27 protein-coding genes are annotated in these 26,386 nt (G+C 70.3%); 18 read left to right on the top strand and 9 right to left on the bottom strand.

Translation table 11 applies throughout. From position 1 onward, the window contains the following. Window positions 1–5: 5 nt before the first annotated feature. The 3 genes from rimI to ACQHII_RS19535 are packed head-to-tail and all read left to right on the top strand — an operon-like array spanning window position 6 to window position 1,862. Entirely contained in the window at window positions 6–524 is a 519-nt protein-coding gene (gene rimI, locus ACQHII_RS19545) for a ribosomal protein S18-alanine N-acetyltransferase (RefSeq protein ID WP_427925361.1), read from the top strand. Next, complete coding sequence (gene tsaD, locus ACQHII_RS19540; protein ID WP_427920502.1) at window positions 517–1,608, top strand: tRNA (adenosine(37)-N6)-threonylcarbamoyltransferase complex transferase subunit TsaD; 1,092 nt, start codon at window positions 517–519, stop codon at window positions 1,606–1,608. The genes rimI and tsaD overlap by 8 nt, the downstream gene beginning before the upstream one ends. Then, complete coding sequence (locus tag ACQHII_RS19535; RefSeq protein WP_427920501.1) at window positions 1,605–1,862, top strand: hypothetical protein; 258 nt, start codon at window positions 1,605–1,607, stop codon at window positions 1,860–1,862. Before tsaD ends, ACQHII_RS19535 begins: the two co-directional genes overlap by 4 nt. On the opposite strand, the gene ACQHII_RS19530 is transcribed toward ACQHII_RS19535, so the two are convergent. From ACQHII_RS19530 to ACQHII_RS19510, 5 genes are read right to left on the bottom strand one after another with little or no spacing between them, the layout of a single operon-like run. Next, entirely contained in the window at window positions 1,813–2,316 is a 504-nt protein-coding gene (locus ACQHII_RS19530) for a hypothetical protein (RefSeq protein ID WP_427920500.1), read from the bottom strand. The two genes, ACQHII_RS19535 and ACQHII_RS19530, sit on opposite strands and share 50 nt — an antisense overlap. A gap of 43 nt (window positions 2,317–2,359) precedes the next feature. Beyond that, window positions 2,360–4,666: a glycoside hydrolase family 3 N-terminal domain-containing protein gene (locus tag ACQHII_RS19525; RefSeq protein ID WP_427920499.1), complete on the bottom strand. Its 2,307-nt coding sequence runs from the start codon at window positions 4,664–4,666 to the stop codon at window positions 2,360–2,362. A gap of 34 nt (window positions 4,667–4,700) precedes the next feature. Further along, window positions 4,701–5,600, bottom strand: a complete 900-nt coding sequence (locus ACQHII_RS19520; RefSeq protein ID WP_427920498.1) for a carbohydrate ABC transporter permease — start codon at window positions 5,598–5,600, stop codon at window positions 4,701–4,703. A gap of 4 nt (window positions 5,601–5,604) precedes the next feature. Beyond that, window positions 5,605–6,495 (bottom strand): carbohydrate ABC transporter permease, encoded by an 891-nt coding sequence (locus tag ACQHII_RS19515; RefSeq protein WP_427925360.1) that lies wholly within the window; start codon window positions 6,493–6,495, stop codon window positions 5,605–5,607. Between the two features lie 32 nt (window positions 6,496–6,527). Next, window positions 6,528–7,832 carry an ABC transporter substrate-binding protein gene (locus ACQHII_RS19510; protein WP_427920497.1) on the bottom strand — a complete coding sequence of 435 codons (1,305 nt, stop codon included), beginning with the start codon at window positions 7,830–7,832 and terminating at the stop codon, window positions 6,528–6,530. A 106-nt stretch (window positions 7,833–7,938) separates the two neighbouring features. Here ACQHII_RS19510 and ACQHII_RS19505 point away from each other — a divergent pair, with 106 nt between their 5' ends. The 6 genes from ACQHII_RS19505 to ACQHII_RS19480 all read left to right on the top strand — a co-directional run bounded on the left by ACQHII_RS19505 (window position 7,939) and on the right by ACQHII_RS19480 (window position 13,940). Then, the gene (locus ACQHII_RS19505; RefSeq protein ID WP_019066743.1) at window positions 7,939–8,973 is read left to right on the top strand and encodes a LacI family DNA-binding transcriptional regulator; all 1,035 of its coding nucleotides are present in this window, start codon (window positions 7,939–7,941) and stop codon (window positions 8,971–8,973) included. Window positions 8,974–9,074: 101 nt separating this feature from the next. Continuing rightward, on the top strand, window positions 9,075–10,409 hold the full coding sequence (locus ACQHII_RS19500) for an endo-1,4-beta-xylanase (RefSeq protein ID WP_427920496.1): 1,335 nt from the start codon (window positions 9,075–9,077) through the stop codon (window positions 10,407–10,409). 111 nt (window positions 10,410–10,520) lie between these two features. Then, entirely contained in the window at window positions 10,521–11,573 is a 1,053-nt protein-coding gene (locus ACQHII_RS19495) for an LCP family protein (RefSeq protein WP_427920495.1), read from the top strand. 116 nt (window positions 11,574–11,689) lie between these two features. Then, the gene (locus tag ACQHII_RS19490) at window positions 11,690–12,058 is read left to right on the top strand and encodes a hypothetical protein (RefSeq protein ID WP_427925359.1); all 369 of its coding nucleotides are present in this window, start codon (window positions 11,690–11,692) and stop codon (window positions 12,056–12,058) included. Window positions 12,059–12,201: 143 nt separating this feature from the next. After that, the gene (locus ACQHII_RS19485; protein ID WP_019066747.1) at window positions 12,202–12,558 is read left to right on the top strand and encodes a YciI family protein; all 357 of its coding nucleotides are present in this window, start codon (window positions 12,202–12,204) and stop codon (window positions 12,556–12,558) included. Window positions 12,559–12,632: 74 nt separating this feature from the next. Then, entirely contained in the window at window positions 12,633–13,940 is a 1,308-nt protein-coding gene (locus tag ACQHII_RS19480) for an RNA polymerase sigma factor (protein ID WP_427920494.1), read from the top strand. 41 nt (window positions 13,941–13,981) lie between these two features. Here ACQHII_RS19480 and ACQHII_RS19475 read toward each other — a convergent pair whose 3' ends face one another. Further along, window positions 13,982–15,184: a THUMP-like domain-containing protein gene (locus ACQHII_RS19475; RefSeq protein WP_427920493.1), complete on the bottom strand. Its 1,203-nt coding sequence runs from the start codon at window positions 15,182–15,184 to the stop codon at window positions 13,982–13,984. A 101-nt stretch (window positions 15,185–15,285) separates the two neighbouring features. On the opposite strand from ACQHII_RS19475, the gene ACQHII_RS19470 reads away from it, so the two are divergent. The 5 genes from ACQHII_RS19470 (at window position 15,286) to groL (ending at window position 19,763) form a co-directional block, all read left to right on the top strand. Continuing rightward, window positions 15,286–16,242 (top strand): polysaccharide deacetylase family protein, encoded by a 957-nt coding sequence (locus ACQHII_RS19470; RefSeq protein WP_427920492.1) that lies wholly within the window; start codon window positions 15,286–15,288, stop codon window positions 16,240–16,242. Then, the gene (locus ACQHII_RS19465; RefSeq protein WP_427920491.1) at window positions 16,239–16,946 is read left to right on the top strand and encodes a hypothetical protein; all 708 of its coding nucleotides are present in this window, start codon (window positions 16,239–16,241) and stop codon (window positions 16,944–16,946) included. The genes ACQHII_RS19470 and ACQHII_RS19465 overlap by 4 nt, the downstream gene beginning before the upstream one ends. A 26-nt stretch (window positions 16,947–16,972) precedes the next feature. Continuing rightward, window positions 16,973–17,395, top strand: a complete 423-nt coding sequence (locus tag ACQHII_RS19460) for a hypothetical protein (protein WP_427920490.1) — start codon at window positions 16,973–16,975, stop codon at window positions 17,393–17,395. Window positions 17,396–17,713: 318 nt separating this feature from the next. Beyond that, the gene (groES, locus tag ACQHII_RS19455; protein WP_019066754.1) at window positions 17,714–18,022 is read left to right on the top strand and encodes a co-chaperone GroES; all 309 of its coding nucleotides are present in this window, start codon (window positions 17,714–17,716) and stop codon (window positions 18,020–18,022) included. A 115-nt stretch (window positions 18,023–18,137) separates the two neighbouring features. Beyond that, window positions 18,138–19,763 carry a chaperonin GroEL gene (gene groL, locus ACQHII_RS19450; RefSeq protein WP_427920489.1) on the top strand — a complete coding sequence of 542 codons (1,626 nt, stop codon included), beginning with the start codon at window positions 18,138–18,140 and terminating at the stop codon, window positions 19,761–19,763. A gap of 96 nt (window positions 19,764–19,859) precedes the next feature. Here the strand turns inward: groL and ACQHII_RS19445 are convergent, their stop codons facing one another. Beyond that, entirely contained in the window at window positions 19,860–20,633 is a 774-nt protein-coding gene (locus ACQHII_RS19445; protein ID WP_427920488.1) for an SDR family NAD(P)-dependent oxidoreductase, read from the bottom strand. A 108-nt stretch (window positions 20,634–20,741) separates the two neighbouring features. Beyond that, on the bottom strand, window positions 20,742–21,410 hold the full coding sequence (locus ACQHII_RS19440) for an MOSC domain-containing protein (protein ID WP_427920487.1): 669 nt from the start codon (window positions 21,408–21,410) through the stop codon (window positions 20,742–20,744). An 80-nt stretch (window positions 21,411–21,490) separates the two neighbouring features. Between ACQHII_RS19440 and ACQHII_RS19435 the strand changes: the two genes are divergently transcribed. Next, window positions 21,491–22,390, top strand: coding sequence for a LysR family transcriptional regulator (locus ACQHII_RS19435; protein ID WP_427920486.1), 900 nt, complete (start codon window positions 21,491–21,493; stop codon window positions 22,388–22,390). Window positions 22,391–22,466: 76 nt separating this feature from the next. Here ACQHII_RS19435 and ACQHII_RS19430 read toward each other — a convergent pair whose 3' ends face one another. Continuing rightward, the gene (locus tag ACQHII_RS19430) at window positions 22,467–22,793 is read right to left on the bottom strand and encodes a WhiB family transcriptional regulator (RefSeq protein WP_019066760.1); all 327 of its coding nucleotides are present in this window, start codon (window positions 22,791–22,793) and stop codon (window positions 22,467–22,469) included. A 380-nt stretch (window positions 22,794–23,173) separates the two neighbouring features. On the opposite strand from ACQHII_RS19430, the gene ACQHII_RS19425 reads away from it, so the two are divergent. The 3 genes from ACQHII_RS19425 (at window position 23,174) to guaB (ending at window position 26,306) form a co-directional block, all read left to right on the top strand. Next, complete coding sequence (locus tag ACQHII_RS19425) at window positions 23,174–23,785, top strand: response regulator transcription factor (RefSeq protein ID WP_003948568.1); 612 nt, start codon at window positions 23,174–23,176, stop codon at window positions 23,783–23,785. Window positions 23,786–24,051: 266 nt separating this feature from the next. Continuing rightward, window positions 24,052–24,639: a sigma-70 family RNA polymerase sigma factor gene (locus ACQHII_RS19420; RefSeq protein ID WP_427920485.1), complete on the top strand. Its 588-nt coding sequence runs from the start codon at window positions 24,052–24,054 to the stop codon at window positions 24,637–24,639. A gap of 161 nt (window positions 24,640–24,800) precedes the next feature. After that, a complete protein-coding gene (gene guaB, locus ACQHII_RS19415) occupies window positions 24,801–26,306 on the top strand; it encodes an IMP dehydrogenase (RefSeq protein WP_427920484.1) in 1,506 nt (501 codons plus the stop codon). Window positions 26,307–26,386: the final 80 nt, after the last annotated feature.

The raw sequence follows: 26,386 nt of genomic DNA, 5'->3' as shown, positions 1-26,386 counted from the left end.
GCGAGATGCGCTGGTGGGACATCGACCCCGTGCTCGAACTGGAGAAGGACCTCTTCCCCGAGGACGCCTGGTCCCGGGGCATGTTCTGGTCCGAACTGGCCCACGCGCGGGGCGCAGAGGCGACCCGCCGGTACCTGGTGGCCGAGGTGACCGGCGACCAGTACGAGGGCGGTGTCCGGGTCATCGGCTACGCGGGCCTCGCCACCACCGGCGACCAAGCGGACATCCAGACCATCGCCGTCGCCCGCGACCACTGGGGCACCGGCCTCGGCGCCACCCTCCTCACCGAACTCCTCGGCGCGGCGAGCGAGTTCGAGTGCGCCGAGGTCATGCTCGAATGCCGCGTCGACAACGTCCGCGCGCAGAAGCTCTACGAGCGCTTCGGCTTCGCGCCCATCGGCTTCCGGCGCGGCTACTACCAGCCGGGCAACGTCGACGCCCTGGTGATGCGCCTGACCACAGACCCCGACACCGGCTCCGCCGCGGGGTCGACTTCCGTACAAGGAACCGAGTTCAATGACTGACGAACCCCTCGTCCTCGGCATCGAGACCTCCTGCGACGAGACCGGCGTCGGCATCGTCCGCGGCCACACCCTGCTCGCCGACGCGGTCGCGTCCAGCGTCGACGAACACGCCCGCTTCGGCGGGGTCGTACCGGAGGTCGCCTCCCGCGCCCACCTGGAGGCGATGGTCCCGACGATCCAGCGCGCCCTGAAGGACGCGGGCGTCAGCGCGAGCGACCTCGACGGCATCGCGGTCACGGCGGGCCCCGGCCTCGCGGGCGCGCTGCTGGTGGGAGTGTCGGCGGCGAAGGCGTACGCCTACGCGCTGGGCAAGCCCCTGTACGGCGTGAACCACCTCGCCTCCCACATCTGCGTCGACCAGCTCGAACACGGCGCCCTCCCGGAACCGACGATGGCCCTGCTGGTGTCCGGCGGCCACTCCTCCCTCCTCCTCTCCTCGGACATCACCTCGGACGTACGACCGCTCGGCGCGACGATCGACGACGCGGCGGGCGAGGCCTTCGACAAGATCGCGCGTGTCCTGAACCTCGGCTTCCCGGGCGGCCCGGTCATCGACCGGTACGCGAAGGAGGGCGACCCCACGGCGATCACGTTCCCGCGCGGACTGACCGGGCCGCGCGACCCGGCGTACGACTTCTCCTTCTCCGGGCTGAAGACGTCCGTGGCCCGCTGGATCGAGGCGAAGCGGGCGGCCGGCGAGGACGTGCCGGTGCGCGATGTCTCGGCGTCCTTCCAGGAGGCCGTCGTCGACGTCCTCACCCGCAAGGCCGTACGGGCCTGTAAGGACGAGGGCGTCGACCACCTGATGATCGGCGGCGGGGTGGCCGCGAACTCGCGGCTGCGGGCGCTGGCGGCAGAGCGCTGCGAGGCCGCCGGCATCCGCCTGCGCGTCCCGCGCCCGAAGCTGTGCACGGACAACGGTGCGATGGTCGCCGCACTGGGCGCGGAAATGGTGGCCCGCAACCGGGCCCCCTCGGACTGGGACCTCTCGGCGGACTCGTCGCTGCCGGTGACGGACCCGCACGTCCCCGGTCATTCGCACGACCACGTGCACGAGGTCGGCAAGGAGAACCTGTACTCGTGACGGTCGCCCTGATGTGGGAGGCAAGGGCGGCCGAGGGCCGAGGTGAGGAACTCCTGTCCTGGGCCCGGGCCCAACGGCTTCCCGCCGAGCCCCTACGCCGGGAGTGCCTCCGCGCCCCCCAGGACCGCGTCCTCGTCATCACGTGGTGGGACGCGGACTACGACACCGAGCTGCCCGAACTCCCTGAGCCGGAGGGGGAGTTGGTCATGCGGGCGGTGCATCGGTGGCGGTTCGAGTCGGTGGGGGAGGACTGAGGGGCGAGTACGCCAGCTGGTGCTTGTTGTTCTTGAAAGGCCCTTGCCATATCAGCCTGCTGTGCCTGCGCTCCCACCAGAAGGCCGCTGCCGCGAGGGCCAGTGAGTCCACCGGCAGGAGCAGCAGGAACAGTGAGTCGGCGAGCCAGAAGTACGTCATCACGCACGGAGGCAGGAACACAATGATGACGGGCCCGCTCCACGGGGTGCTGCGTGGGATCTGAACGTCACTCGGTAAGGGGCCGGCTGCCCGGAAGTGCCGATTCATGCTGACCCATCTGAGCCCCGAGGCGTGTAAGAGGGCCAGGACCAGGAAGACCCCGATCGTGATCGCGACCGACTCGGCCGCGGTGTCGACACTCACCGGCAGGCCCCCGTGCACCGCCACCGAGACGCCTGCCCCGACCAGATAGCCGGACAGCCAGCCCAGTCCGGAACCCAACTCGTGATGCACATACCTGACCATCGGCCACCCCCGTGCCCGCCCCGGCCGGAGGTCACGCCACCCCCGACACCCCCGTCTCGCACAGCAGCCGTCGGTCGGTGCCGAGTACCCTTACCGGCCCCGTGAGATTCAGTCGGGCGGTGTGCCGTACGTCCGTGCTCGATGCGGCCAACCGTAGTTCCAGCGCCCCCGGTTCAACCACCCGCCGCCCCGACCGGTCGGTGAACGCCGACAGGTCCGGGTGGAAGTGGAAGGTGACGCGGGACGCCTCGCCGGGGGTCAACTCCAGTCGCTGGTAGGCGATCAGGCGGACGTCCGGGCGGGTCACCGAGGCGACCGGGTCGTGGAGGTAGAGCTGGACGATCTCCGCTCCCGGCCGGGCGCCGGTGTTGCGGACGGTCACCGTCAGGTCGTAGGAGCCGTTCGTGTCGATCTCCAACTCCCTTGATTCCGCGGGCTCCCACGTGAACGTCGTGTACGAGCGGCCGTGACCGAAGGGGTACAGCGGGGTCGGGTCGAGGCTGCTGACCTCGTCGGCCAGGCCCAGCGGGGGTTGGAGGTACGTCCACGGCTGGCCGCCCGGCGCGTGCGGGACGCTCACCGGGAGGCGGCCGGACGGGTTGACGCGGCCCGACAGCACTCCCGCCACCGCCGGGCCGCCCTCCTCCCCCGGGAAGAACGCCTGGACCACCGCGCCGAGGCGGCCGTGCCAACGGCCCAGCGCGTAGGGGCGGCCGGTGAGGAGGACCAGGACGACCGGAACGCCGGTCGAGACGAGCGCGTCCAGCAAGTCGGCCTGGACACCCGGTAGTCGGAGGTCCGCCACATCGCAGCCCTCGCCCGACGTACCGCGCCCGAACAGCCCGGCCCGGTCGCCCAGTACCGCGACGCACACATCCGCCTCGGACGCCCGCGCGACCGCCTCCTCGAAACCGTTCGTGTCCGGGCCGGACACGTCGCATCCCTCCGCGAACGTCACCTTGGCGTCCGGGAGTTCGGCCCGCAGCGACTGGAGGACGGTGGGGATGTCGATGCCCATCGGCACCTCGGGGTGGTGGACGCCCACGTGGGACGGGAAGGAGTAGCAGCCGAGCATCGCCAGCGCGTCCGCCGCCCTGGGGCCCACCACCGCGATCCGGGCGTCCGGCGGGAGGGGCAGTACACCGTCCGGGTTGTCCAGCAACACCACCGATTTCTCGGCCAGTTGGCGGGCCAGCGCCCGGTTCGCCGCCGAGTCGAGGTCGATCCGGCCGGTCGGCTCCGGCGCCCAGTCCTCGTCCAGCAGCCCCAACTCGCACTTCTGCAGCAGCACTCGGCGCGCCGCCCGCTCGATCAGCGACTCCGGTACGTCCCCCGCCCGCACCGCCGCCACCAACGGTTTCCCGTAGCACTTCAGAGTCGGCAACTCGATGTCGATCCCGGCCTCCAGCGCCACCCGCGCCGCCTCGGCCGGGCTGCCCGCCACCCGGTGCAGCGTCTCCAGGAAGCCGATGCCGAAGTAGTCGGCGACCACCGTCCCGGTGAACTGCCAGTCCTCCCGCAGGAGTTGGGTGAGCAGCGCGGGGTCCGCGGACGCCGGTACGCCGTCCGTCTCGTTGTACGCCGCCATCACCGATCGCGCGCCGCCCTCCCGCAGCGCCATCTCGAACGGCGGCAGCACCACGTCCGCGAACTCCCGCACCCCCGCCCGCACCGGCGCCAGATTCCGCGCCCCCACCGAGGACGCGTACCCCGCGAAGTGCTTCAGCGTCGCGACCACCCCGGCCGATTCGAGCCCCCGCACATAGGCGGCCCCGATGGTCCCCACCAGATACGGGTCCTCCCCGATCGTCTCCTCCACCCGCCCCCACCGCGGATCGCGTACGACGTCCAGGACCGGGGCGAGCCCCTGGTGGACGCCGGCCGCGCGCAGGTCCGCGCCGATGTGCCGGGCCATCTCCTCCACCAGCGCCGGGTCGAAGCTCGCGCCCCAGGCCAGCGGCACCGGATACGCCGTCGCACCCCACGCGGTGAACCCGGCCAGGCACTCCTCGTGGGCGACGGCCGGGATGCCGAACCGGCCGGCCGCGGCGATCCGGCGCTGCGCGCGGGCCAGTGCCTGCGCACCCAACTCCGGGTCCACCGGGGCCGTACCGAAGGAACGGGTGAGCTGTCCCAGGCCGTGGGTGATCAGCTCGTCCCAGTCGTAGTCGGAGGTCATCTCCCGTTGCAGCGGGGCGACTCCGTCGCCGTCCGTGTCGGCACCCACCCAAACTCCGTACAGCTGGGCGGTCTTCTCCTCCAGGGTCATCCGGGCGAGCAGGTCGTCGACGCGGGCGGCGGCCGGCAGGGCGGGGTCGCGCCAGGGGGCGGTGGTCATGAAACTCCTGTCGGGAAGGGTGAGTTGGGGAGGTTCACTTGCCGCCCACGCCCATCAGACCGCCGACCAGGGCGCGCCGGGCCACCAGGTAGACGGCGAAGATCGGGATGCCGGAGAGGACGACCGAGGCGAGCAGCGCGGGGATGTTCACGCCGAACTGGCTGACGTAGTTGAAGAGTCCGAGAGTGAGGACCCGGGGCCCGTCGGACTGGGTGAAGATCAGCGGGAAGAGGAAGCCGTTCCAGGCCTGGAGCGCCGTGTAGATGACGACGGTGCTGATACCGCCCTTGGTCAGCGGGATGACCAGCTGGAACAGCATCCGGGTCGCGGAGGCGCCGTCCAGTGCCATCGCCTCGTACAGGTCCTCCGAGATGTCCCGCAGGGTACCGGTCAGCACCAGCACGGAGACCGGCATCGCGAAGGCCGCGGTGGGGAGGATGACCGCCAACAGGCTGTCGTAGAGGTTGAGTTTGGCGATCATCAGGTACAGGGGGACCACCACTGCCTGGGCCGGGATGGCGACTCCCAGCAGGAAGAGGCGGAAGGCCGCGCTCGACCAGATGGTGCGGGTGCGTACGGCGACGTAGGCGAGCGGCACGCACAGCACGAGCACGATGCCCACGACCGCCGCCGCCACCAGTGCCGTGTTGGCGAGGAAGTGTCCGAAGCCGTTGTGGAGAACGGTGTTGTAGTTGGCGAGGGTCGGATCGGTGGGCGGCTTCAGGGCGTTGTTGCCGAGGGCCTTGTCCTGGCGGGTGAGCGAGGCCGAGATCATCGCGTAGATGGGGACGACGACAACCGCGAGCCAGAGGAGGGAACCGAGACCGGCTAGGGGGTTGGCGCGCCTGCTCCAGTGCCGGCGCCGTCGGGGCCGCGGCTCCTCCACGGGCCTCTCCTCCGTCTTCGCCGGACGCGGCAAGGTGTCGTGTGACACTCCGTCACATCCCTTCGCGGGTACTGCGCATGGCGCCGAAACCGGTGAGCCGGACCAGGACGAGGGACAGCGCGGTGGCGGCCACGACCAGGAAGGTCGCGATCGCGCTCGCGTAGCCGAAGTCGTAGCTCTTGAAGCCGGCCTCGTACATCAGGTACGGCAGGATCGCGGTGTCCGTGCCGGGGCCGCCCTGGGTGAGGATCAGGACGGTCTCGAAGTAGGTCAGCGAGCCGACGATCATCAGCACGCTGGAGGTCGTGGCCGTGTTGCGGAGCTGCGGCAGGGTGATCGAGTAGAACTGGCGGTAGCGCCCGGCGCCGTCGATCGCCGCCGCCTGGTAGAGGACTTCGGGGATCTGCCGGGCCCCGCCCTGGTAGATCAGCGTGTGGAAGGGGATGAACTGCCAGCCCCCGACGAACACGATCGCGAGGAACGCGCCGCTCGTCGAGCCGAGCGTGTCCTGGTGGATGACGCCGAAGTTGGGGTCGAGCAGCGCGTAGAAGAGCAGCGCGATGGCTGTCGAGGACAGCAGGAACGGGACGAAGAAGATCGCCGAGAGGATCGCCCGGTTGCGCTGCCGCCCCGCCGCCCACACACCCAGCAGCAGCGACACGACCGTCTGGAACGCCCAGCTCGTCACCGTCAACAGGACGGTGACGGTGAGGGATTGGGTGAGCCGGTCGTCGTGCAGCAGCTTCTGCCAGTTGGCCAGCCCGACGGGCTTGGGGTCACCGAGCCCGTTCCACGTGGTGAAGGAGAGGTAGACGGCGAGGAGCATGGGCGCGACGGCGAAGAAGGTAAAAAAGAGGACTCCGGGCACTGCCCAACCGACGTGAGGTGCGGCGCCCCGATAGGGGCGCGGGGAACTGCGCGACCAGCCACGACGGACCCGCAGGCGAGGAACCGGCCCACCAGCGGAGCGTGCTGTCACTTGAGCCCCTTGAGCGCGGACACGAACTCCGCCGGAGAACTCTTCCCCACGAACAGCTTGTTGATCTCCGTCAGCATCGGCGTGGACACGTCCGGATCCACCGCCTGGTCCCAGCTCAGCGTGAACGCGGGCGCCTGCTGCACCAGTTGGTACTGGAACTTGGCGAACTCGGGGTTGGGGGAGGAGTCGAGGAGCTTCTCCGCGTTGGCGGTGGTCGGGATGTCGCCGTTGGCGACGAGGTCCTTCGCGTACGCCTCCGACGCACAGTCGCGGAGGAACGCGATCGCCGCGTCCTTGTTGCCCGTACGGGCGTTCACGGACCAGTAGTTGGTGGGGTTGCCGACGACGTTGCGGATGTCGCCCGCCCCGCCCTCGTACTTCGGGAACGCGGACCACCCCAGGTTCGTCTTGGCGAAGTCGGGGAACTTGCCGAGCTGCGTCGAGTACTCCCACGAACCCATCAGATGCATCGCCGCCTTGCCCTTGGCGAAGACCGCGGGCGCGCCCCCGTTCACGTACGACACGGAGCTGAAGCCCTTGCCGAAGGCGCCGTCGTCGATGAGCTGCTTCACCGTCTCGGCGGCCTTGAGGACGGCGGGGTCGCCCCAGCCGGACGCGTCGCCGTTCTTGATGCGGTCGAAGACGTCGGGTCCGCCGATCCGGTCGACCAGGTACTCCAGCCACATCAGCTCGGGCCAGATGTCGGCGCCGCCGAGCGCGAACGGCGTGATGTCCGCGGCCTTCAGCTTCTTGTTGATGTCGAGCAACTCGGCCCAGGTGGTGGGTGGTTGGAGCTTCTGCGCGGCGAAGACCGACTTGTTGTAGAAGAGGATCACCGGCTGCATGCCGCGCATCGGTATGCCGTAGTTCTTGCCCCCCAGCGCGCCCGCCGCGAGCACCGAGGGCAGGAAGCCGCCGCTGAGGACCGGGTCGGACTTGATGGTGTCGGTGAGGTCGACCAGCTGGCCCGCCTCCTGGTACGCCTTGATCGAGCCGCCGCCCCAGTTGAAGAAGACGTCGGGCGCGTTCGGCGAGCCCATCGCGGTGCGCAGCTTGGCCGGGTAGTCGGTGCCGGGCACCTTCTCCAGCTTGATCCTGCCCTTGGCCTTCTTCGCCGCCGCCGACGCGTTGAACCGGGTGACGGCCTTGACCTGCACCTTCGCCGCGTCGTCGCCGTAGGTGAAGGCGGTGACGGTACTGCTGCTGCCGGTGCTGTCACTGGAGCCGCAGGCCGTGAGTCCGGTGGTGAGCAGGGTGGTGGCACCGGCGCCGAGGAACCAGCGCCTGCTGTAGGACTCCATAGGACGGCCCTCTCGCGAATGTTTCGGTAGGTTGTACGAATGTTCCGGGAACGTATGGCGGGACAGAAGCTTCGTCAAGAGGTCGCGCAGGGATACGATCGCGGGCATGAAACCCTCGAAGGCCGTAGAAACGCAGACCGCGACGCTCGCCGAGATCGCCCGCGAGGCCGGAGTCTCGGCTCCGACTGTTTCGAAGGTCCTCAACGGCCGTGCCGATGTCGCCCCCGCGACCCGCACCCGCGTCGAGGACCTGCTCCGCGTCTACGGCTACCGGCGCCGCCGCGCCGAGGCGACCCGCTCCCCGCTGATCGACCTGGTCTTCCACGAGCTGGAGAGTGCTTGGGCGCTGGAGGTCATCCGGGGGGTGGAGAACGTGGCGCGGGACGCCGGGCTGAGCGTGGTGCTGAGCGAGAGCGCGGGGCGGCTGACGCCCGGCCGGACCTGGGCCGACCAGGTCGCCGCCCGCCGCCCGCACGGCGTGGTCCTCGTCCTGTCCGGGCTCGACGAGTCCCAGCGGGCGCTGCTGACCAGCCGTTCCATCCCGTTCGTGGTGATGGACCCGGCCGGCGACCCGGGCGCGGACGTCCCGTCGATCGGCGCGACCAACTGGCAGGGCGGGCTCGCCGCCACCCGGCACCTGGTGGAACTCGGCCACACCCGGATCGGCGCGATCAGCGGACCCTCCCGCATGATGTGCAGCCGCGCCCGCGTCGACGGCTACCGGGCCGCGCTGGAGACGGCCGGGCTGCCGGTCGACGGCTCGCTGATCACCACCGGCGACTTCCACCACGAGGCCGGCTACCGGCTGGGGCTGGAACTGCTGCGCCGCCCGGACCGGCCCACCGCCGTCTTCGCCGGCAACGACCTCCAGGCCCTCGGCCTGTACGAGGCCGCGCGCGAACTCGGCCTGCGCATCCCGGAGGACCTGAGCGTGGTCGGCTTCGACGACCTCCCGGTCGCCCGCTGGGTCGGCCCGCCGCTGACGACCGTACGACAGCCCCTCACCGAGATGGCCGAGGCGGCGGCGAAGCTGGTGCTCGACCTCGCGCGCGAACCGGAGTCCTCGGCGGCGCGGCGGGTGGAGCTGGCGACGAGCCTGGTGGTCCGCAGCAGTACGGCGGCGCCCGCGGCGCAGGGGTGACCCGCGTGGCCGGAAGGTGACGTATTGACGAGTGGGGTGAGCCGCCCCACACTCCTCCGAAGCCAATCGGTTGCACAACCGAAACTTTCGGAGGTACCCGCATGAGATCTCTGAGAACCGGCTTGTCCCTGGCGGCCCTGGTCACCGGCGCCGCCCTGCTCTTCGCGGCACCCGCCGCACACGCCGCCGACACCCCGCTGCGCGACCTCGCCGCCGCGAAGGGCAAAGTCGTCGGTACGGCGGTCACCGGCTCCAAACTCACCGGCAGCTACGGCGACATCGCGGGCGCGCAGTTCGGCTCGCTCACCCCCGGCAACGCCATGAAGTGGGGGACCGTAGAGCCCACGCAGGGCAGCTTCAACTGGACCGAGGCCGACCAGATCGTCGCCTTCGCACAGGCCCACAACCAGCAGGTGCGCGGCCACACCCTCGTCTGGCACAGCCAGAACCCGAGCTGGCTCACCAACGGGACGTGGACGTCCGCCCAGCTCAGCAGCCTGCTCCAGAACCACATCAGCACCGAAGTCGGCCGCTACAAGGGCGAGATCGCCGCCTGGGACGTGGTCAACGAGCCCTTCAACGAGGACGGCACCTACCGCCCGACGCTCTGGTACAACGGCCTCGGCGCCAACTACATCGCCCAGGCGCTGACTTGGGCCCACGCGGCGGACCCGGCGGCCAAGCTGTACATCAACGACTACAACGTCGAGGGCGTCAACGCGAAGTCCACCGCCCTCTACGACCTGGTCAAGTCCCTCAAAACGGCGGGCGTTCCGATCGACGGGGTGGGGTTGCAGGCCCATCTGATCCTCGGCCAGGTCCCGGCCGGCCTCCAGCAGAACATCCAGCGCTTCGCCGACCTGGGCGTGGACGTGGCGATCACCGAACTCGACGTACGCATGGCACTCCCGGCGGACAGCGCCGAACTCGCCCAGCAGAAGGCCGACTTCAAGAGCGTGGTCGCCGCCTGCGCCGCCGTCACCCGCTGCGTGAACATCACCGTCTGGGGCTTCACCGACTCCGACTCCTGGGTGCCGGGCACCTTCCCCGGCTACGGGGCGGCGACGCCGTACGACGAGAACTACGTGCCGAAACCGGCGTACTACGGCATCGCGGAGGCGCTCGGCGGTACGCAGTCCACGGCTGGTTGCGCGGCCACGTACAGCGTGACCAGTCAGTGGAACACCGGGTTCACCGGGCAGGTGACGATCGCCTGCACCGGCACCGCGCTGTCGTCCTGGAACGCGAGCTGGACGTACGGCGCCGGCCAGCAGATCACGCAGGCCTGGAACGCCGTGTGCACCCAGTCGGGGGCCGCCGTGACCTGTACGAACGCGAGCTACAACGGGACGGTCCCGGACGGTGGCTCGGTGACGTTCGGGTTCAACGCGTCCTGGAGCGGAAGCAACCCGGTACCGGTGGTGACCCTGGGGTGAGGGAGGCGGGGGCGTGAAGCGGGACTGAGAACCGTGAGATTTTCCGCAGAAAACCGTCCCGCGACCCTTCCCCTAACTTTCTCCTAATAATTCGGACTTACGTTCCTCCCCGTGACGGACAACGAGAACGCCGACGGGGACAGACGAGTGGGCCGGCGGTCGAGGGTGCTGAAGATCGCCGGCCTCACTCTGGCGGGCGCCCTTGTCCTGGGCGCGGCCACGGCGGGCTGGGCCTACTGGCACCTCAACAACAACATCAAGAGCGTCGACATCGACAGCGCGCTCGGCGCCAACCGCCCCGCGAAGGCGGTGACCACACCCTCGGCGTCCGCCTCCGCGTCCGCCGCCCCCGTGCCGACCGGCTCGGTGAACATCCTGGTCCTCGGCTCGGACTCGCGCAGCGGCAAGGAGAACCAGGCGCTCGGCGGCGGCGACAGCTCCGGCGCCCGCTCCGACACGGCGATGGTCGTGCACATCGACGCGGGCCGCAAGAAGGCCACGATCGTCAGTATTCCGCGCGACACCCTCGTCACCCGCCCGTCCTGCCCGCTGAAGTCGGGGGGCTCGACCTCCGTCGCGTACAACGCGATGTTCAACAGCGCGTACTCGGTGGGCGGTCCGGTCTGCGCGGTCAAGACCGTCGAGTCGATCACGGACGTCCGCATGGACCACTACATAGAGATCGACTTCGCGGGCTTCGCGAAGCTGGTCAACGCGCTGGGCGGCGTCACGGTCACCACCACCGAGGACATCGACGACGACGACAGCCACCTGCACCTGAAGAAGGGCACCCACCACCTCACCGGCAAGCAGGCCCTCGCCCTCGCCCGCACCCGGCACGGCATAGGCGACGGCAGCGACCTCGGCCGAATAGGCCTCCAACAGATGCTGGTGAAGGCCCTGTTGACCCAGATCTCCTCCCACAACCTCCTCACCGACCCCACCAAGCTCTACGAGGTCACCGACGCGATCACCGACAGCCTCACCACCGACACCGGCCTCGACTCCCTCAGCGAACTGATCAGCCTGGGCCAGAGCCTGAAGGGCCTGTCGGCCGACGCGGTCAAGACGATCACCATGCCGGTCGTCACGGCCCCGTCCGACCCGAACCGGGTGATCGCGAAGGAGCCGGCGGCGAGCGACTTGTGGGAGTCGCTGAAGTGACCGGCGGCCACGACCGCACAGACCCTGCCTATCCCTTTGCGGTACCGGGCGGGGCGCCCCTACCGTGCACGCAGGAGCCGCGCGCCGCCGGATGAGGAGCAACCGCCGTGGGAACCATGGTCTCGGTCAGGGGCTGGCTTGAGTGCGACGACGGACAGCTGGCCCGGATCAAGGAGATCGTGGCGGCGGACGATCCGGAGCGCACCTACAGCGGGGGCTGGGCCTTCCCCGCCCGGCAGTACAACTACCTCAGCTGGGCCTTCTACGGGGGCGACATCCGCGCGGTGGCCCTCGACTGGTTCGAGGAGCGGCTGCGCCGCATCGCCCGGATCCCGGCCTCCGACCCGGACGACGAGTACGACGAGAGGCCCCGGGGTCTGTTCCTGGTCAGCCACGACGTCGACGGCATGAGCGAGTGGAGGGTCCACAACGGCGATCTGGTGATCGGCCGCCCGGCCGGGGACTACCGCTACCTCGACGCCTAGGACCGGTCCGGCGGGTCACGCGGTCGTACGAGAAAAATCTTCGGGGAATTCCGGCGAGTGTGTCGATCCGGCCGCTCCTCGTTCGACGCATGGTTGAGAGGCCGGGAAGGACCCGGTCACCACAACAGTCCCGAGGAGTCACCATGCCCCGCTATCTCTCCCTCGTGCAGATCGACGAGAAGACCGCCCCCGCCGAGGGCCCGAGTGCCGAACTGATGCAGCGGATGGGCGAGTTGATCGAGGAGATCACCAAGGCCGGGGTGATGCTCGACACCGCCGGTCTCACCCCGACCGCGCAGGGCGCCCGGGTCCACTGGGAGGGCGGGAAGATCTCCGTCACCGACGGCCCGTTCACCGAGTCCAAGGAGGTCGTCGGCGGCTACGCGATCATGCAGTGCAAGGACATGGCCGAGGCGCTGGAGTGGACGAAGCGGTTCCTGAAGGTGCACGAGGAGTTCTGGACCGTGACGTGCGAGGTGCGGGAGATCGCGGAGGGCTGAGCGGCCCGCGTACCGCCGTGGCCGGTTCCGGTCTTCCTTGGCCCGAGGCCGCCGGGGGTGTTGCATGGTGGGTTGTGACTCCGGAATCACAGCCCACCGCGGCCCCGCACGGCCACCCCACGGACCGACACGGCAACGCCGCCGACCCGCACACCGCCATCGAGACCGTCTTCCGCATCGAGTCCCCGCGCATCATCGCCGCCGTCGCCCGCACGGTCCGCGACGTCGGCATCGCGGAGGAACTGGCGCAGGACGCCCTGGTCGCCGCCCTTGAGCAGTGGCCCCGGGACGGTGTGCCCGACAACCCGGGCGCCTGGCTCATGGCCACCGCCAGACACCGCGCCGTAGACCTCGTCCGGCGCCGGGAGAACTACGCCCGCAAGCTCCAGGAGATCGGCCGCACCCTGGAGACCACGGCCCCACCGGAGGAACCCTCCGCCCCCGACGACATCGACGACGACCTCCTCCGCCTGGTCTTCACCACCTGCCACCCGGTCCTGTCCCCGGAGGCCCGCACCGCCCTCACCCTCCGCCTCCTCGGCGGGCTGACGACCCCCGAGATCGCCCGCGCCTTCCTCGCCCCCGAACCGACGATCGCCCAGCGCATCGTCCGCGCCAAACGCACCCTGGCGACGAAGAACGTGGCCTTCGAGGTCCCCTACGGCCCCGACCGCGAGGCCCGCCTCGGCTCCGTCCTCGACGTCATCTACCTCATCTTCAACGAGGGCTACGCGGCGACGGCGGGCGACGACTGGCTCCGCCCCGGCCTCTGCGAGGACGCGCTGCGGCTGGCCCGTCTCCTCGCCGGCCTGATGCCGAAGGAACCCGAAGTGCACGCCCTGGCCTCCCTGTTGGAGTTCCAGGCCTCCCGCTCGGCCGCCCGCACCGCCCCGAACGGCGACCCCGTCCTCCTCAGGGACCAGAACCGCCGCCGCTGGAACCGCCTGCTCATCGCCCGCGGCATCACCGCCCTCGGCCGCGCCGACACCGTGTCCACCGGCGCCCCCGGCCCCTACGCCCTCCAGGCCGCCATCGCCGCCTGCCACGCCCACGCGTACACCTACGACGAGACCGACTGGCCGACGATCGCCACCCTCTACGGCCTCCTCGCCACCCGATCCCCGTCCCCCGTGGTCGAGTTGAACCGCGCGGTCGCCGTCTCGATGTCGGACGGCCCGGCCCCCGCCCTGGAGATCATCGACACCCTCGCCACCGAACCCGCCCTCCGCGACTACCACTTGCTGCCCAGCGTCCGCGGCGACCTGCTGCTGCGCCTGGGCCGTACGACGGAGGCGAAGGCCGAGTTCGCGCGAGCGGCCGCACTGACACGCAACGAACGCGAACGCCAACTCCTGCTGCGCAGGGCCGAAGAGGCGGGCTGACGGTGCCCAAAGAGCGAGGCGAACGCCGCCTGGTGCGCGCCCTAGACCGGCCGCCCGATCAGCATCGCCGGCGCCCCCGTCACCCGAGTCAGGAACACCGTCGCCGAGTTGGGCCCCTGAGGCTTCACCTTCCGGCGCAGTTCGTCCGGTTCGACGGCCGAGCCCCGCTTCTTCACGGTGAGTACGCCCACCTCCCGCTCCCGGAGCAGCGCCTTCAACTTCTTGACGCCGAAGGGGAGTTGGTCGGTGATCTCGTAGGCGGAGGCGTACGGGGTCGGTCGTAGGGCATCCGCTGTGACGTACGCGATGGTCTCGTCGATGAGGCCGCCACCGACCTCCTCCGCCACCTCGGCGACGAGGTGGGCGCGGATGACGGCGCCGTCGGGCTCGTACAAGTACCTTCCCACGGAACGGACTTCGGGGTCGGGCAGTCCGCGGCCGTGCAGAACTCGTGGGCCGGGGAGGAGAGTTGCCCGTACGGCACCCGGACGCACCCCCGTCCCGAACCACAGCACCGCCTCCTTCACGTCGCCGCCGTCCGAGATCCACTCCGCCTCGGCCGTCTCCGGGATCGCCTCGTGCGGCACCCCGGGCGCGATCTTCAGCGCGGCGAGCGGGGCCGCCGTAGCGGCACCGATGGCCCAGGACAGTGGGGGCGAGTACGCCTCGGGGTCGAAGATGCGGCCCCGGCCGCCGCGACGGGCCGGGTCCACGAACACGGCGTCGTACGCGGACGTGTCCACGTCGGTGACGTCCGCCTCGCGGACCTCGATCAGGTCGGCCAGGCCCAGTGCCTCCGCGTTGGCGCGGGCCACCGCGACCGTCAGGGGATCGCGGTCGACGGCCAGCACGCGTATGCCCGCCCGTGCCAGCGCGATCGCGTCGCCGCCGATGCCGCAGCAGAGGTCGGCGACGGAGGTCACGCCCAGTTCGCGCAGCCGCCCCGCGCGGTAGCGGGCGACGGTGGCCCGAGTGGACTGTTCGAAGCCGTTCGGGGTGAAGAACATGCGGGAGGCGTCCTCGGGCGTGAACTTCGCCGCCTCCGCCCGCTGCCGCAGCCGGGCCTGACCGAGGGCCGCCGAGACCAGGTCGGCGGGGTATTCGCGGCGCAGCCGGGTCGCGACGGCGAGTTCCTTGGCCGGGTCGGTGCCACGGACCTCGTCGAGGAGGGCACGGCCCTCGGGAGTGAGCAGGGCGGCGAAGGCGCGTACGGGGTCGTGCACCGCGGCATGGGGGTCGTTCACCGGGACATTGTGGGCCAGTCGGTGGACCGTGCGCCTCCGGCGGCGGTGTGTCGGCGGTGTCGCCACGGGATCGGGGCCGGGGCCTGAAAAGATCCGACGTCATGCGAGTAGTCGTACAAAATGACATCAATCGGTCGTACGGAACCCGGGGAACTCGGCGTCGGAGGGCGGGCGTCCGCGGCGCGCTCGCCGCCCTCGCGCTCGCCGCCGCCGTCTCCGGCTGCACCCAGCCCGGCGGCGCCGACAAGCCCGCCCCTCCGGCGCACGGCGCGCAGCCGCTGCACGCGCCCCCGGCCCGCGCGCTCGACTCCTACGCCTCCAGGCTGCGCGCCGCCTACGCCGCCCGCGTCGCCGCCGCGAAGCGCTGGGGGCTGGCGAAGGTGCCCCTCCAGGCCCCGCCGGCGCCCGCGCACAAGCCGGAGATCACCGCGCGCAAGGGCTTCGAGGTGGACGACCAGGAGGAGCTGAACCTCCCGCCGGTCTTCACCACCGTCCCCACCAAGCAGAAGATCGTCTTCCTCACCATCGACGACGGCGAGAACAAGGACCCCGCGTTCCTGCGGATGATGAGCGACCTGAAGATCCCGTACACGGCCTTCCTCAGCAACTACCTGGTCAAGGACGACTACGGCTACTTCAAGAAGATGCAGGCCGAGGGCCACACGCTCAACAACCACACCCTCACGCACCCGTATCTGCCGGGCCTGTCCTACGCCGAGCAGAAGCGCGAGATCTGCGGCATGCAGGACATCATGAAGAAGCAGTTCGGCCAGGCCCCGACGGTCTTCCGGCCGCCGTACGGGAACTACAACCACGACACCCTCGTCGCCGCAAAGTCCTGCGGCATCAAGTACGCCCCGATCTGGGACGAGGAGGTGTACGTCGACCACTGGGAGTACCGCGAGGACGACCGGCAGCTGCACCCCGGCGACATCGTCCTGACCCACTTCCGGGGCCGTGCGGACTGGAACGGCACGATGGTCGACGACATGCGCCGCTTCCTCGGCAAGGTCACGGCCGAGGGCTACGCGGTGGCCCGCCTGGAGGACTACCTGTGAGGGTCGCGACCCTGCGGACACCGGTGGCCGTCGCCCTGGCGGCCACCCTCCTCACCGGCTGCGCCCAGTCCGTCGACCCCATCGAACGGCTCGGCAAGAAGGCCGCCCAGCGCGTCCACCCGCACGGCCCGTCCCGCGAACAGCCGTACCGCCACTGGGGTTTGACGGCTCCCCTGGCCCCCGCCCCGAAACCGTCCTCCGGACCCCCCGCCCGATCGGCGGGCCCCGGCCTCCCACCCGTCGTGGACCACGTCCGCACCCGCGACAAGGTCGTCTTCCTGACCTACGACCACGGGGCGACCGCCCGCCGGGACCCGAGGTTCACCGACCTGGTCCGCGAACTGCGCCTCCCGGTAACGGAGTTCCGCACGCCGCCGGGGCCCGCCCGCTTCACCGGCCTGCCCTACGCCACCCAACGCACCGAGATCTGCGGCCACTTGGCCCGTCCCCGGCCTCGCCTGCTCCGGCCCCCCGACGGCACGTACGACACGACGACCCGCCGGGCCGCCGCCGACTGCGGCATCTCCGCCCTGGTCCTCTGGCGCGCCTCCACCACGACCGGAACCCTCACCTACGCCCGGGGCGCCCACCGCCTCACCCCCGGCGACATCGTCCGCATCACCCCGACCGACACAACGGCCCGACTGCTCCGGGGAATTCAGGAACGGGGCCTGACGGTCGGCCGCCTGGAGGACTACCTCTAGCCTGCGGTGCACGGAAAGGGGCTGCGATGGGTGGCAACGAGTGGACCTCCACCGGTCCGTACCAGAAGGATCTCGAGTCGGCGTTCCGGCAGGCGCGGGAACAGAAACTGGCCGAGGACGACCACGGGTTCCCGGGGCGGGACATCGTCGATCTGTGGGAGGACGACGGCTGGAGGGAGTACATCCTGACGGGCGGCACGTCCTCCGTGCTCGACTTCTACGATCTCGTCGACGCCGCGTCCGGGGACGACTTCGCCATGATGCGCCCACTGACCGACGACGAGGTGCGCGACTGGGCGCCGGAGGGCAGACCCACCCGCGAGCAGTGGACCGCCGCGCTCCGCAGCGGGGCCGCCTCCTTCCCGGGCCGTGGAACGGGCCGGTGCACGATCCTCTACCGCGACGGCGATCCGGCGGAGATCGGCTACTGGGGCTGTACGGCGGACTAACCCCTCTCAAATGCCGGTCACAAAATCAGCCCGTCCGGCGTTTGAGGACGAGGCCGTCCAGGCCGAAGCGGGGGTCTGGGGGCGCAGCCCCCAGGGACGGCAACCACAGCCGACGGTCACCAAAATTCCGACCAAGCGCCGCAGGCATTGGCACTCCGCTTGACCGAGTGCTAATCGCAGTCATAGTCTCAGGTCTGGCACTCCCCCCTGGAGAGTGCCAATAGCGACGGGCAGGTCCGGCACCCGCGACGACGGATCCACCTGGTCGCCACCTCAGACAGTTAACCCCGTGAGATCTCCGAAGGGGGAGGTCGGATCGTGACGACCACCAGCTCCAAGGTTGCCATCAAGCCGCTCGAGGACCGCATTGTGGTCCAGCCGCTCGACGCCGAGCAGACCACCGCCTCTGGCCTGGTCATCCCGGACACCGCCAAGGAGAAGCCCCAGGAGGGCGTCGTCCTGGCCGTGGGCCCGGGCCGCTTCGAGAACGGCGAGCGCCTGCCGCTCGACGTCAAGACCGGCGACATCGTGCTGTACAGCAAGTACGGCGGCACCGAAGTGAAGTACAGCGGCGAGGAGTACCTCGTCCTCTCGGCCCGCGACGTGCTCGCGATCATCGAGAAGTAATTCGCTTCACCTTCTGTATGTGAGCTGCGCCCCTGGCCCCCGCGACCTTATGAAGCCGGGCGTCGGGGGCGTAGTTCGTTTCACCCACGTTTTCCGAGAGGGCTGAACCGCTCCCATGGCGAAGATCCTGAAGTTCGACGAGGACGCCCGTCGCGCCCTCGAGCGCGGCGTCAACAAGCTTGCCGACACGGTCAAGGTGACGATCGGCCCCAAGGGCCGCAACGTCGTCATCGACAAGAAGTTCGGCGCCCCCACCATCACCAACGACGGTGTCACCATCGCCCGCGAGGTCGAGCTCGACGACCCGTACGAGAACCTCGGTGCCCAGCTGGTGAAGGAGGTGGCGACCAAGACCAACGACATCGCGGGTGACGGCACCACCACCGCCACCGTGCTCGCCCAGGCGCTCGTCCGCGAGGGCCTGCGCAACGTCGCCGCGGGTGCCTCCCCGGCCGCCCTGAAGAAGGGCATCGACGCCGCCGTCAAGGCCGTCTCCGACGAGCTGCTCGCCACCGCGCGGCCCATCGACGACAAGGCCGACATCGCGGCCGTCGCCGGTCTGTCCGCGCAGGACAGCCAGGTCGGCGAGCTCATCGCCGAGGCGATGGACAAGGTCGGCAAGGACGGTGTCATCACCGTCGAGGAGTCCAACACCTTCGGTCTGGAGCTGGACTTCACCGAGGGCATGGCCTTCGACAAGGGCTACCTGTCGCCGTACTTCGTGACGGACCAGGAGCGGATGGAAGCGGTCCTGGAGGACCCGTACATCCTCATCCACCAGGGCAAGATCAGCTCCATCCAGGACCTGCTGCCGCTGCTGGAGAAGGTCATCCAGGCCAACGCCTCCAAGCCGCTGCTGATCATCGCCGAGGACGTCGAGGGCGAGGCCCTGTCGACCCTGGTCGTGAACAAGATCCGCGGCACGTTCAACGCGGTCGCGGTCAAGGCCCCCGGCTTCGGCGACCGCCGCAAGGCGATGCTCGGCGACCTCGCCACCCTCACCGGCGGTCAGGTCATCGCCGAGGAGGTCGGCCTCAAGCTCGACCAGGTCGGCCTGGACGTGCTCGGCTCCGCCCGTCGCGTGACGGTCACCAAGGACGACACGACCGTCGTCGACGGTGCCGGTGACGCCTCCGAGGTCGCGGGCCGCGTCAACCAGATCAAGGCCGAGATCGAGAACACGGACTCCGACTGGGACCGCGAGAAGCTCCAGGAGCGCCTCGCGAAGCTGGCCGGAGGCGTGTGCGTGATCAAGGTCGGCGCCGCCACCGAGGTGGAGCTCAAGGAGAAGAAGCACCGTCTGGAGGACGCCATCTCCGCGACCCGCGCCGCGGTCGAGGAGGGCATCGTCTCCGGTGGTGGCTCCGCTCTGGTCCACGCCGCCAAGGTCCTCGAGGGCAACCTCGACAAGACGGGCGACGAGGCCACCGGTGTCGCGGTCGTGCGCCGCGCGGTCGTCGAGCCGCTGCGCTGGATCGCCGAGAACGCCGGCCTGGAGGGCTACGTCATCACCTCCAAGGTCGCCGACCTGGAGCCCGGCCAGGGCTTCAACGCCGCGACCGGCGAGTACGGCGACCTGGTCAAGGCCGGCGTCATCGACCCGGTCAAGGTCACCCGCTCCGCCCTGGAGAACGCCGCCTCCATCGCCTCCCTGCTCCTGACGACCGAGACCCTGGTCGTCGAGAAGAAGGAAGAGGAGGAGCCGGCCGCCGCCGGTCACGGCCACGGCCACTCCCACTGACGCGAGTCGGTGAACCCGTAGGACACCGAAGGCCCGGCACCCCTCTGGGGGAGCCGGGCCTTCGTGCTGCCGTCACTGTCAGTGGGGCGACTGCCGTCACTGCGGCCCGTACTTCCGCCCGGTCTTCGACGTGATCCCGCCGAGTACCGACTGCGGAGTGACCTTCACCAGGCCCATCAGCGCCTTGTAGCGCGGGTCGGGGATCGACAGCGACTTGCCGCGCGCCAGATCCGCGAGCGCCGCCGCGACCAGCTTGTCCGCGTCCAGCCACATCCAGTTCGGGATGTTGTCCGTGCCCATCCCGGCCCGCTCGTGGAACTCGGTCCGCACAAAACCGGGCGCCAGCGCCATCAGCCGTACGCCGGTCCCGGCCAGGTCCTTCGCGGCCCCCTGCGTGAACTGCACCACCCACGCCTTCGACGCGCCGTACGTCCCGCGCGGCACGAAGGCCGCCACCGACGCCACGTTGACGACTCCGCCGCGCCCGCGCTCCCGCATCCCCTCGGTCGCCGCGCCGGTCAGCCGGAGCACCGCCTCGCAGTGCACCTTGAGCATCCTCAGCTCGTCGGCCATTGGTACGTCGAGGTAGCGGCCCTTGTTGCCGAAGCCCGCGTTGTTGACCAGCAGGTCGACCGGGTTCTTGCGGTCCGCGAGCCGGGCGGCCACATTCTCGATGCCCTCGTCCGTGGCGAGGTCGGCGGTCAGCACCTCAGCCTCGATGCCGTGCCGGTCGTGCAGTTCGGTCGCCTGCTCGCCGAGCCGCTCGGTGTTCCGCGCCACCAGCACGAGGTTGTGTCCGTCCGCCGCGAGCCGCCGCGCGAACGCGGCACCGATGCCCGCGGTCGATCCCGTAATCAATGCCGTTGTCATGGCGCAAGATTAGTGATCCGGAGCGACCGGGCCAGCTCTCTGCACAGGCCCTCCCGATCCGTGACGAACACGTGTCGAACAAGGTGTCGAACGGGCCGTGACGGCAGGTCAGCCCGCGTGCTCCGCGACATACTTCCGGGCCTGTGCCAGGGCCTCCGGATGCAGCGCCTCGCCCGCCGGAAGCAGCCGCGGCAGCAGCTCCCGCTCGGTCGTCACGGCCCGGAACTGCAGGGCTACCGTCACCTCGTGGCCCGGCCGGTGCACGACCTCGACCGCGTCCCCCGCCCGGATCTCACCGGGCTCGATCACCCGCAGATAGGCCCCCGGGGCGCCCTTCCGGGTGAACCGCTTCACCCACCCCCGCTCGCCCAGATGGTCCTGGAACGTACGGCACGGAATCCGCCCGGAGGTGACCTCCAGGACGACCTCGGCCCCGATCCGCCACCGCTCCCCGATCCGCGCGCCGGACACGTCGACCCCCAGGGTCGTCAGGTTCTCCCCGAACGAGCCGTTGCCCAGCGGGCGCCCCAACTCCCGCTCCCAGTCGTCGAGATCCTCGCGCGCGACGGCGTACACCGCCTGGTCGTCACCGCCGTGGTGGCGCAGGTGACACACCTCGTCCCCGGCGATTCCGCTCCCGGCGATCCCCTTCGGCCCGGGCGCGCTCACCCGGACGGGCCCGTCGGTCGGCCGCTTGTCGATCCCCGTCACGCCGTCCGGCTGGTCCGTGTACGGCACGGCCGTGGCCCGGCCCAGATTCAGCGAGAGAAGCTTCATGGCATCACGGTAGGCGAGAGCACCCCAAAGGTGTGCCGCATTATTCACCTGCGCCCCCAAGGTCGGCTTATGCTCGGGGCGTGATCGAGGCCCGACATCTCCGTGTGCTGCGCGCCGTCGCCGCCACCGGTTCCTTCTCGGCGGCCGGGCGGGCGCTGGGCTGCACCCAGCCCGCCGTCAGCCAGCAGATGAAGGCCCTGGAGACCTCCGTCGGCACCCCGCTCCTCATCCGTACCGGCCGCGAGATGCGCCTCACCCAGGCGGGCGAGGCCCTGGTCCGGCACGCGGCCGGCATCCTCGCCGGCCTGACCGCCGCCGAGGAGGAGGTCGCCGCGATCGCGGGCCTGCGCGCCGGCCGGGTCCGGCTGGTCTCCTTCCCGAGCGGCAGCTCGGCCCTCGTGCCCACCGCCCTCGCCGCCCTGCGCGCCGCCCACCCCGGCACCCGCGTCTTCCTGGAGGAGGCCGAGCCGCCGAACTCCGTCGACCTCCTCCGCGAGGGCGACTGCGACATCGCCCTCGCCTTCCGCTACGAGACCGCAGCGGGCGCCGAGGACTGGTCCGACCTGGTGGTACGACCCCTGCTCCGCGACCGCCTGGTGGCCCTGGTCCCGGAGAGGCACCGGCTCGCGCGCGCGGAGTCCGTCGCCATCGGCGAACTCGCCGCCGAACCCTGGATCGCCGGCTGCCCGCGCTGCCGAGGCCAGCTGGTCGAGGCCTGCGAGAGCGCCGGCTTCACCCCGCGCATCGACTTCGCGACCGACGACTATCCGGCGGTCGTCGGCCTGGTGAGCGCGGGCCTGGGCGTCGCCGTACTGCCCCAGCTCGCCATCGAGTCCGTACGGCCCCGGGGCGCGCGGACGGTGACCCTGGAACCGGCGGTACGGCGGGAGATCGTCGCGCTGACCCTGCCCGACCTGGCGCAGGTGCCCGCGGTGGCGGCGACGCTGGACCAGCTGGCGCGGGCGGCGCGCGAAAAGTAGGGGGCACGCGCACGCGTGCCCCTGTCGGAGAGCTTGTTGGAGACCTTGCCGAAGGCCCTGTTGGAGAAACGTTCCTTCAGTTGTTCGAGGCCATGTCCCCGGCGGTCGACGCCGACACCAGCCGGTTACGGGCCCGCCCCATCAGTTCTTCGCGCTCGTCCTCGGTCAGGCCGCCCCAGACGCCGTACGGCTCGCGCACCGCCAGCGCGTGCGCCGCGCACTGTGCGCGGACCGGGCACCTCATGCAGACCTCTTTGGCCGAGTTCTCACGAGCGCTTCGTGCCGCACCGCGCTCGCCCTCGGGATGAAAGAAGAGCGAGCTGTCGACCCCTCGGCAGGCAGCCAGGAGCTGCCAGTCCCACAGGTCCGCGTTCGGTCCGGGAAGGCGGGAGAAATCTGCCATTGCGTGACCCCTTGTAGCCGTTATGGGCGGATACGGTGTCCACGACCGTACAACTACGATCTAAGGAGATGAAAATATGACTCATTGCGAATCTAGCCTCAGACACCAGTAAAAGGGAAGAAATAGGGCTGAATGGGGCACCGGTTGTGATGAAAGCTTGAGGGTCGGCCGCGCACGCCTCCACCGTGTCCGCACCCTCACGTAGAGTGCCGAAGACGACACACGGCCCCGTAACTCTTTCGAGTGACCGTCGTTGAGAGTGCGAGGCGGTTGCAAACACAAGTGCTCGGGCAGGCGTCCGAGACGGTCGACCGCACAGGTGACGATTTCGTACCAGCCTGGAGGCTCAAGGTGACGCGCATCAGCTGCGGAGGGCGGCCATGACATCCGTCCTCGTCTGTGACGACTCCCCGCTTGCCCGAGAGGCGCTCCGCCGGGCGGTCGCGACCGTACCCGGTGTCGAGCGCGTGACGACCGCGGCCAACGGGGAGGAAGTCCTCCGCCGCTGGGGCGCAGACCGCTCGGACCTCATTCTGATGGACGTGCGCATGCCCGGACTCGGCGGTGTCGAGACCGTGCGGCGGCTGCTCTCCGCCGACCCGGGCGCCCGCATCATCATGCTCACCGTCGCCGAAGACCTGGACGGCGTGGCCCTCGCGGTCGCGGCCGGCGCCCGCGGCTATCTGCACAAGGACGCCTCCCGCGCCGAACTGCGGGCCACGGTCACCCAGGCCCTCGCCGACCCGACCTGGCGACTGGCCCCGCGCCGGCTGCGGTCCGCCGAGATGGGCGCCGCGCCGACGCTCACCGCGCGCGAGATCCAGGTCCTCGAAGGCATGAGCCACGGCCGCTCGAACGCGGAGATCGGCCGTGAGCTCTTCCTCTCCGAGGACACCGTCAAGACCCACGCCCGGCGGCTCTTCAAGAAACTCGGCGCCTCGGACCGGGCGCACGCCGTGGCGCTCGGTTTCCGCTGGGGTCTGGTCCGTTAGGGCCAGGTCAGTGGGTCGTAGCGGGGGTACGGGAATCCCCGCCCGCCTGTGGGCGGGCGGGGAGGGTGACGGGGCCCGCCGGGTGCCCGCTGCTCGTTTCGCCGCGGATGCCGCATCCTTGAGGTGTGGAGTTCCTCGGGGACGAGTCGGTCGAGCGGGAGGGGAGGGCGCAGGAGATGAGTTCCGGCGCACCTGCTCATAACGCTTCGGTGCACAACAACGGACGCGGTGCCACGGACCACACGGCCGCAAGGCACCATGGACCGATGCGTGACGACGAGGGGGCCAAAGCCCAAGGGGCGATTGGTGGGCTCGTCCTTCGCGCGGTCGACGGAGACGAGCAGGCGACGCACGATCTGCTCGCCCACGTACACCCACTGGCCCTGCGCTACTGCCGCACCCGGCTGTCCCGACTCCCGGGCGACGCACGGCACTTCGTGGAGGACCTCGCCCAAGAGGTCTGCGTGGCGGTCCTCCTCGCACTCCCGCGCTACAAGGACACAGGCCGCCCCTTCGAGGCCTTCGTCTTCGCCATCGCCGCCCACAAGGTCGCCGACCTCCAGCGTGCCGCGATGCGCCACCCGGGTTCCACGGCGGTGCCGTCCGACGAGATGCCCGAGCGGCCGGACGACTCCCTCGGCCCCGAGGAGCGCGCCCTGCTCAGCAGCGACGCCGAATGGGCCAAGAAACTCATGGCCAACCTCCCGGAGAACCAGCGCGAACTGCTCCTGCTGCGCATCGCCGTAGGTCTCACGGCCGAGGAGACCGGCCAGATGTTGGGAATGTCACCCGGCGCCGTCCGGGTCGCACAGCACCGCGCGCTGAGCCGGCTGCGGGCCCTGGCCGAGCAGTAACGCCTGGGCGGGCGGCGCCTTTCTTGAACAGTCGGCCGACGGCATCCGTACGAACATACGAAGCCCGGAGCGAGCCGTAGCCGTGGAATCGTGGAATTCGGGGACCGTGCTTCCCGTTAGCATGGACATCCGCACCGATCAAGGCCATTGGGGAAGGTGTCATGACTGCCAACGTCGACGGAGTGCCCGCCAAATTCGCGACCCTGGGGCTGACCTACGACGACGTGCTGCTGCTGCCGGGCGCATCCGAGGTGCTCCCGAACGCGGTCGACACCTCGTCCCGCATCTCGCGCAACGTCCGGGTCAACATCCCGCTGCTCTCCGCGGCGATGGACAAGGTGACCGAGTCCCGCATGGCCATCGCGATGGCCCGCCAGGGCGGCGTCGGCGTCCTGCACCGCAACCTGTCCGTCGAGGACCAGGTCAACCAGGTCGACCTCGTGAAGCGTTCCGAGTCCGGCATGGTCACCGACCCGATCACCGTGCACCCGGACGCCACGCTCGCCGAGGCCGACGCCCTGTGCGCCAAGTTCCGCATCAGCGGCGTCCCGGTGACCGACGGCAACAAGAAGCTGCTCGGCATCGTCACCAACCGCGACATGGCCTTCGAGACCGACCGCTCCCGCCAGGTGCGCGAGGTCATGACCCCGATGCCCCTGGTCACCGGCCAGGTCGGCATCACCGGCGCCGACGCCATGCAGCTCCTGCGCCGCCACAAGATCGAGAAGCTTCCCCTCGTGGACGAGGCGGGTGTCCTCAAGGGCCTCATCACGGTCAAGGACTTCGTCAAGGCCGAGCAGTACCCGCACGCCGCCAAGGACGCCGAGGGCCGCCTCATCGTCGGCGCCGCCGTCGGCGCCAGCCCCGAGGCGCTGGACCGCGCCCAGGCCCTCGCCGAGGCGGGCGTGGACTTCCTGGTCGTCGACACCTCGCACGGCCACAACAGCAACGCGCTCAGCTGGATGTCGAAGATCAAGTCGAGCGTCGGCGTCGACGTGATCGGCGGCAACGTAGCCACTCGTGACGGCGCCCAGGCCCTGGTCGACGCGGGTGTCGACGGCATCAAGGTCGGTGTCGGCCCCGGCTCCATCTGCACCACCCGCGTGGTCGCCGGCATCGGCGTCCCGCAGGTCACCGCGATCTACGAGGCCTCCCTCGCCGCCCGCGCGGCCGGCGTCCCACTGATCGGCGACGGCGGCCTCCAGTACTCCGGCGACATCGGCAAGGCGCTCGCCGCAGGCGCCGACACGGTGATGCTCGGCAGCCTCCTCGCGGGCTGCGAGGAGTCCCCGGGCGAGCTCCAGTTCATCAACGGCAAGCAGTTCAAGTCGTACCGCGGCATGGGCTCGCTCGGCGCGATGCAGTCCCGCGGCCAGGGCCGGTCGTACTCCAAGGACCGCTACTTCCAGGCCGAGGTCGCCTCCGACGACAAGCTCGTCCCCGAGGGCATCGAGGGCCAGGTGCCCTACCGCGGCCCGCTGGCCAACGTGCTGCACCAGCTCGTCGGCGGGCTGCGCCAGACCATGGGCTATGTGGGCGCGGCAAGCATCGCGGAGATGGAGACCAAGGGCCGCTTCGTCCGGATCACCTCGGCGGGCCTCAAGGAGAGCCACCCGCACGACATCCAGATGACGGTCGAGGCACCGAACTACAGCCGCAGCAAGTAGTCGGCAGGCTTCCCGAGGGCGGCTCCGGACACACCGGGGCCGCCCTTGTCGTGCCCGTCGGCGATACTGGAAGACGCTGA

The organism is Streptomyces sp. cg40, from assembly GCF_050320165.1.
In the GTDB taxonomy this organism is placed as follows: Bacteria; Actinomycetota; Actinomycetes; order Streptomycetales; family Streptomycetaceae; genus Streptomyces; species Streptomyces hokutonensis.
The sequence above is the reverse complement of the archived record's forward strand: the minus strand, read 5'-3'. Positions and strand labels throughout refer to the sequence as shown.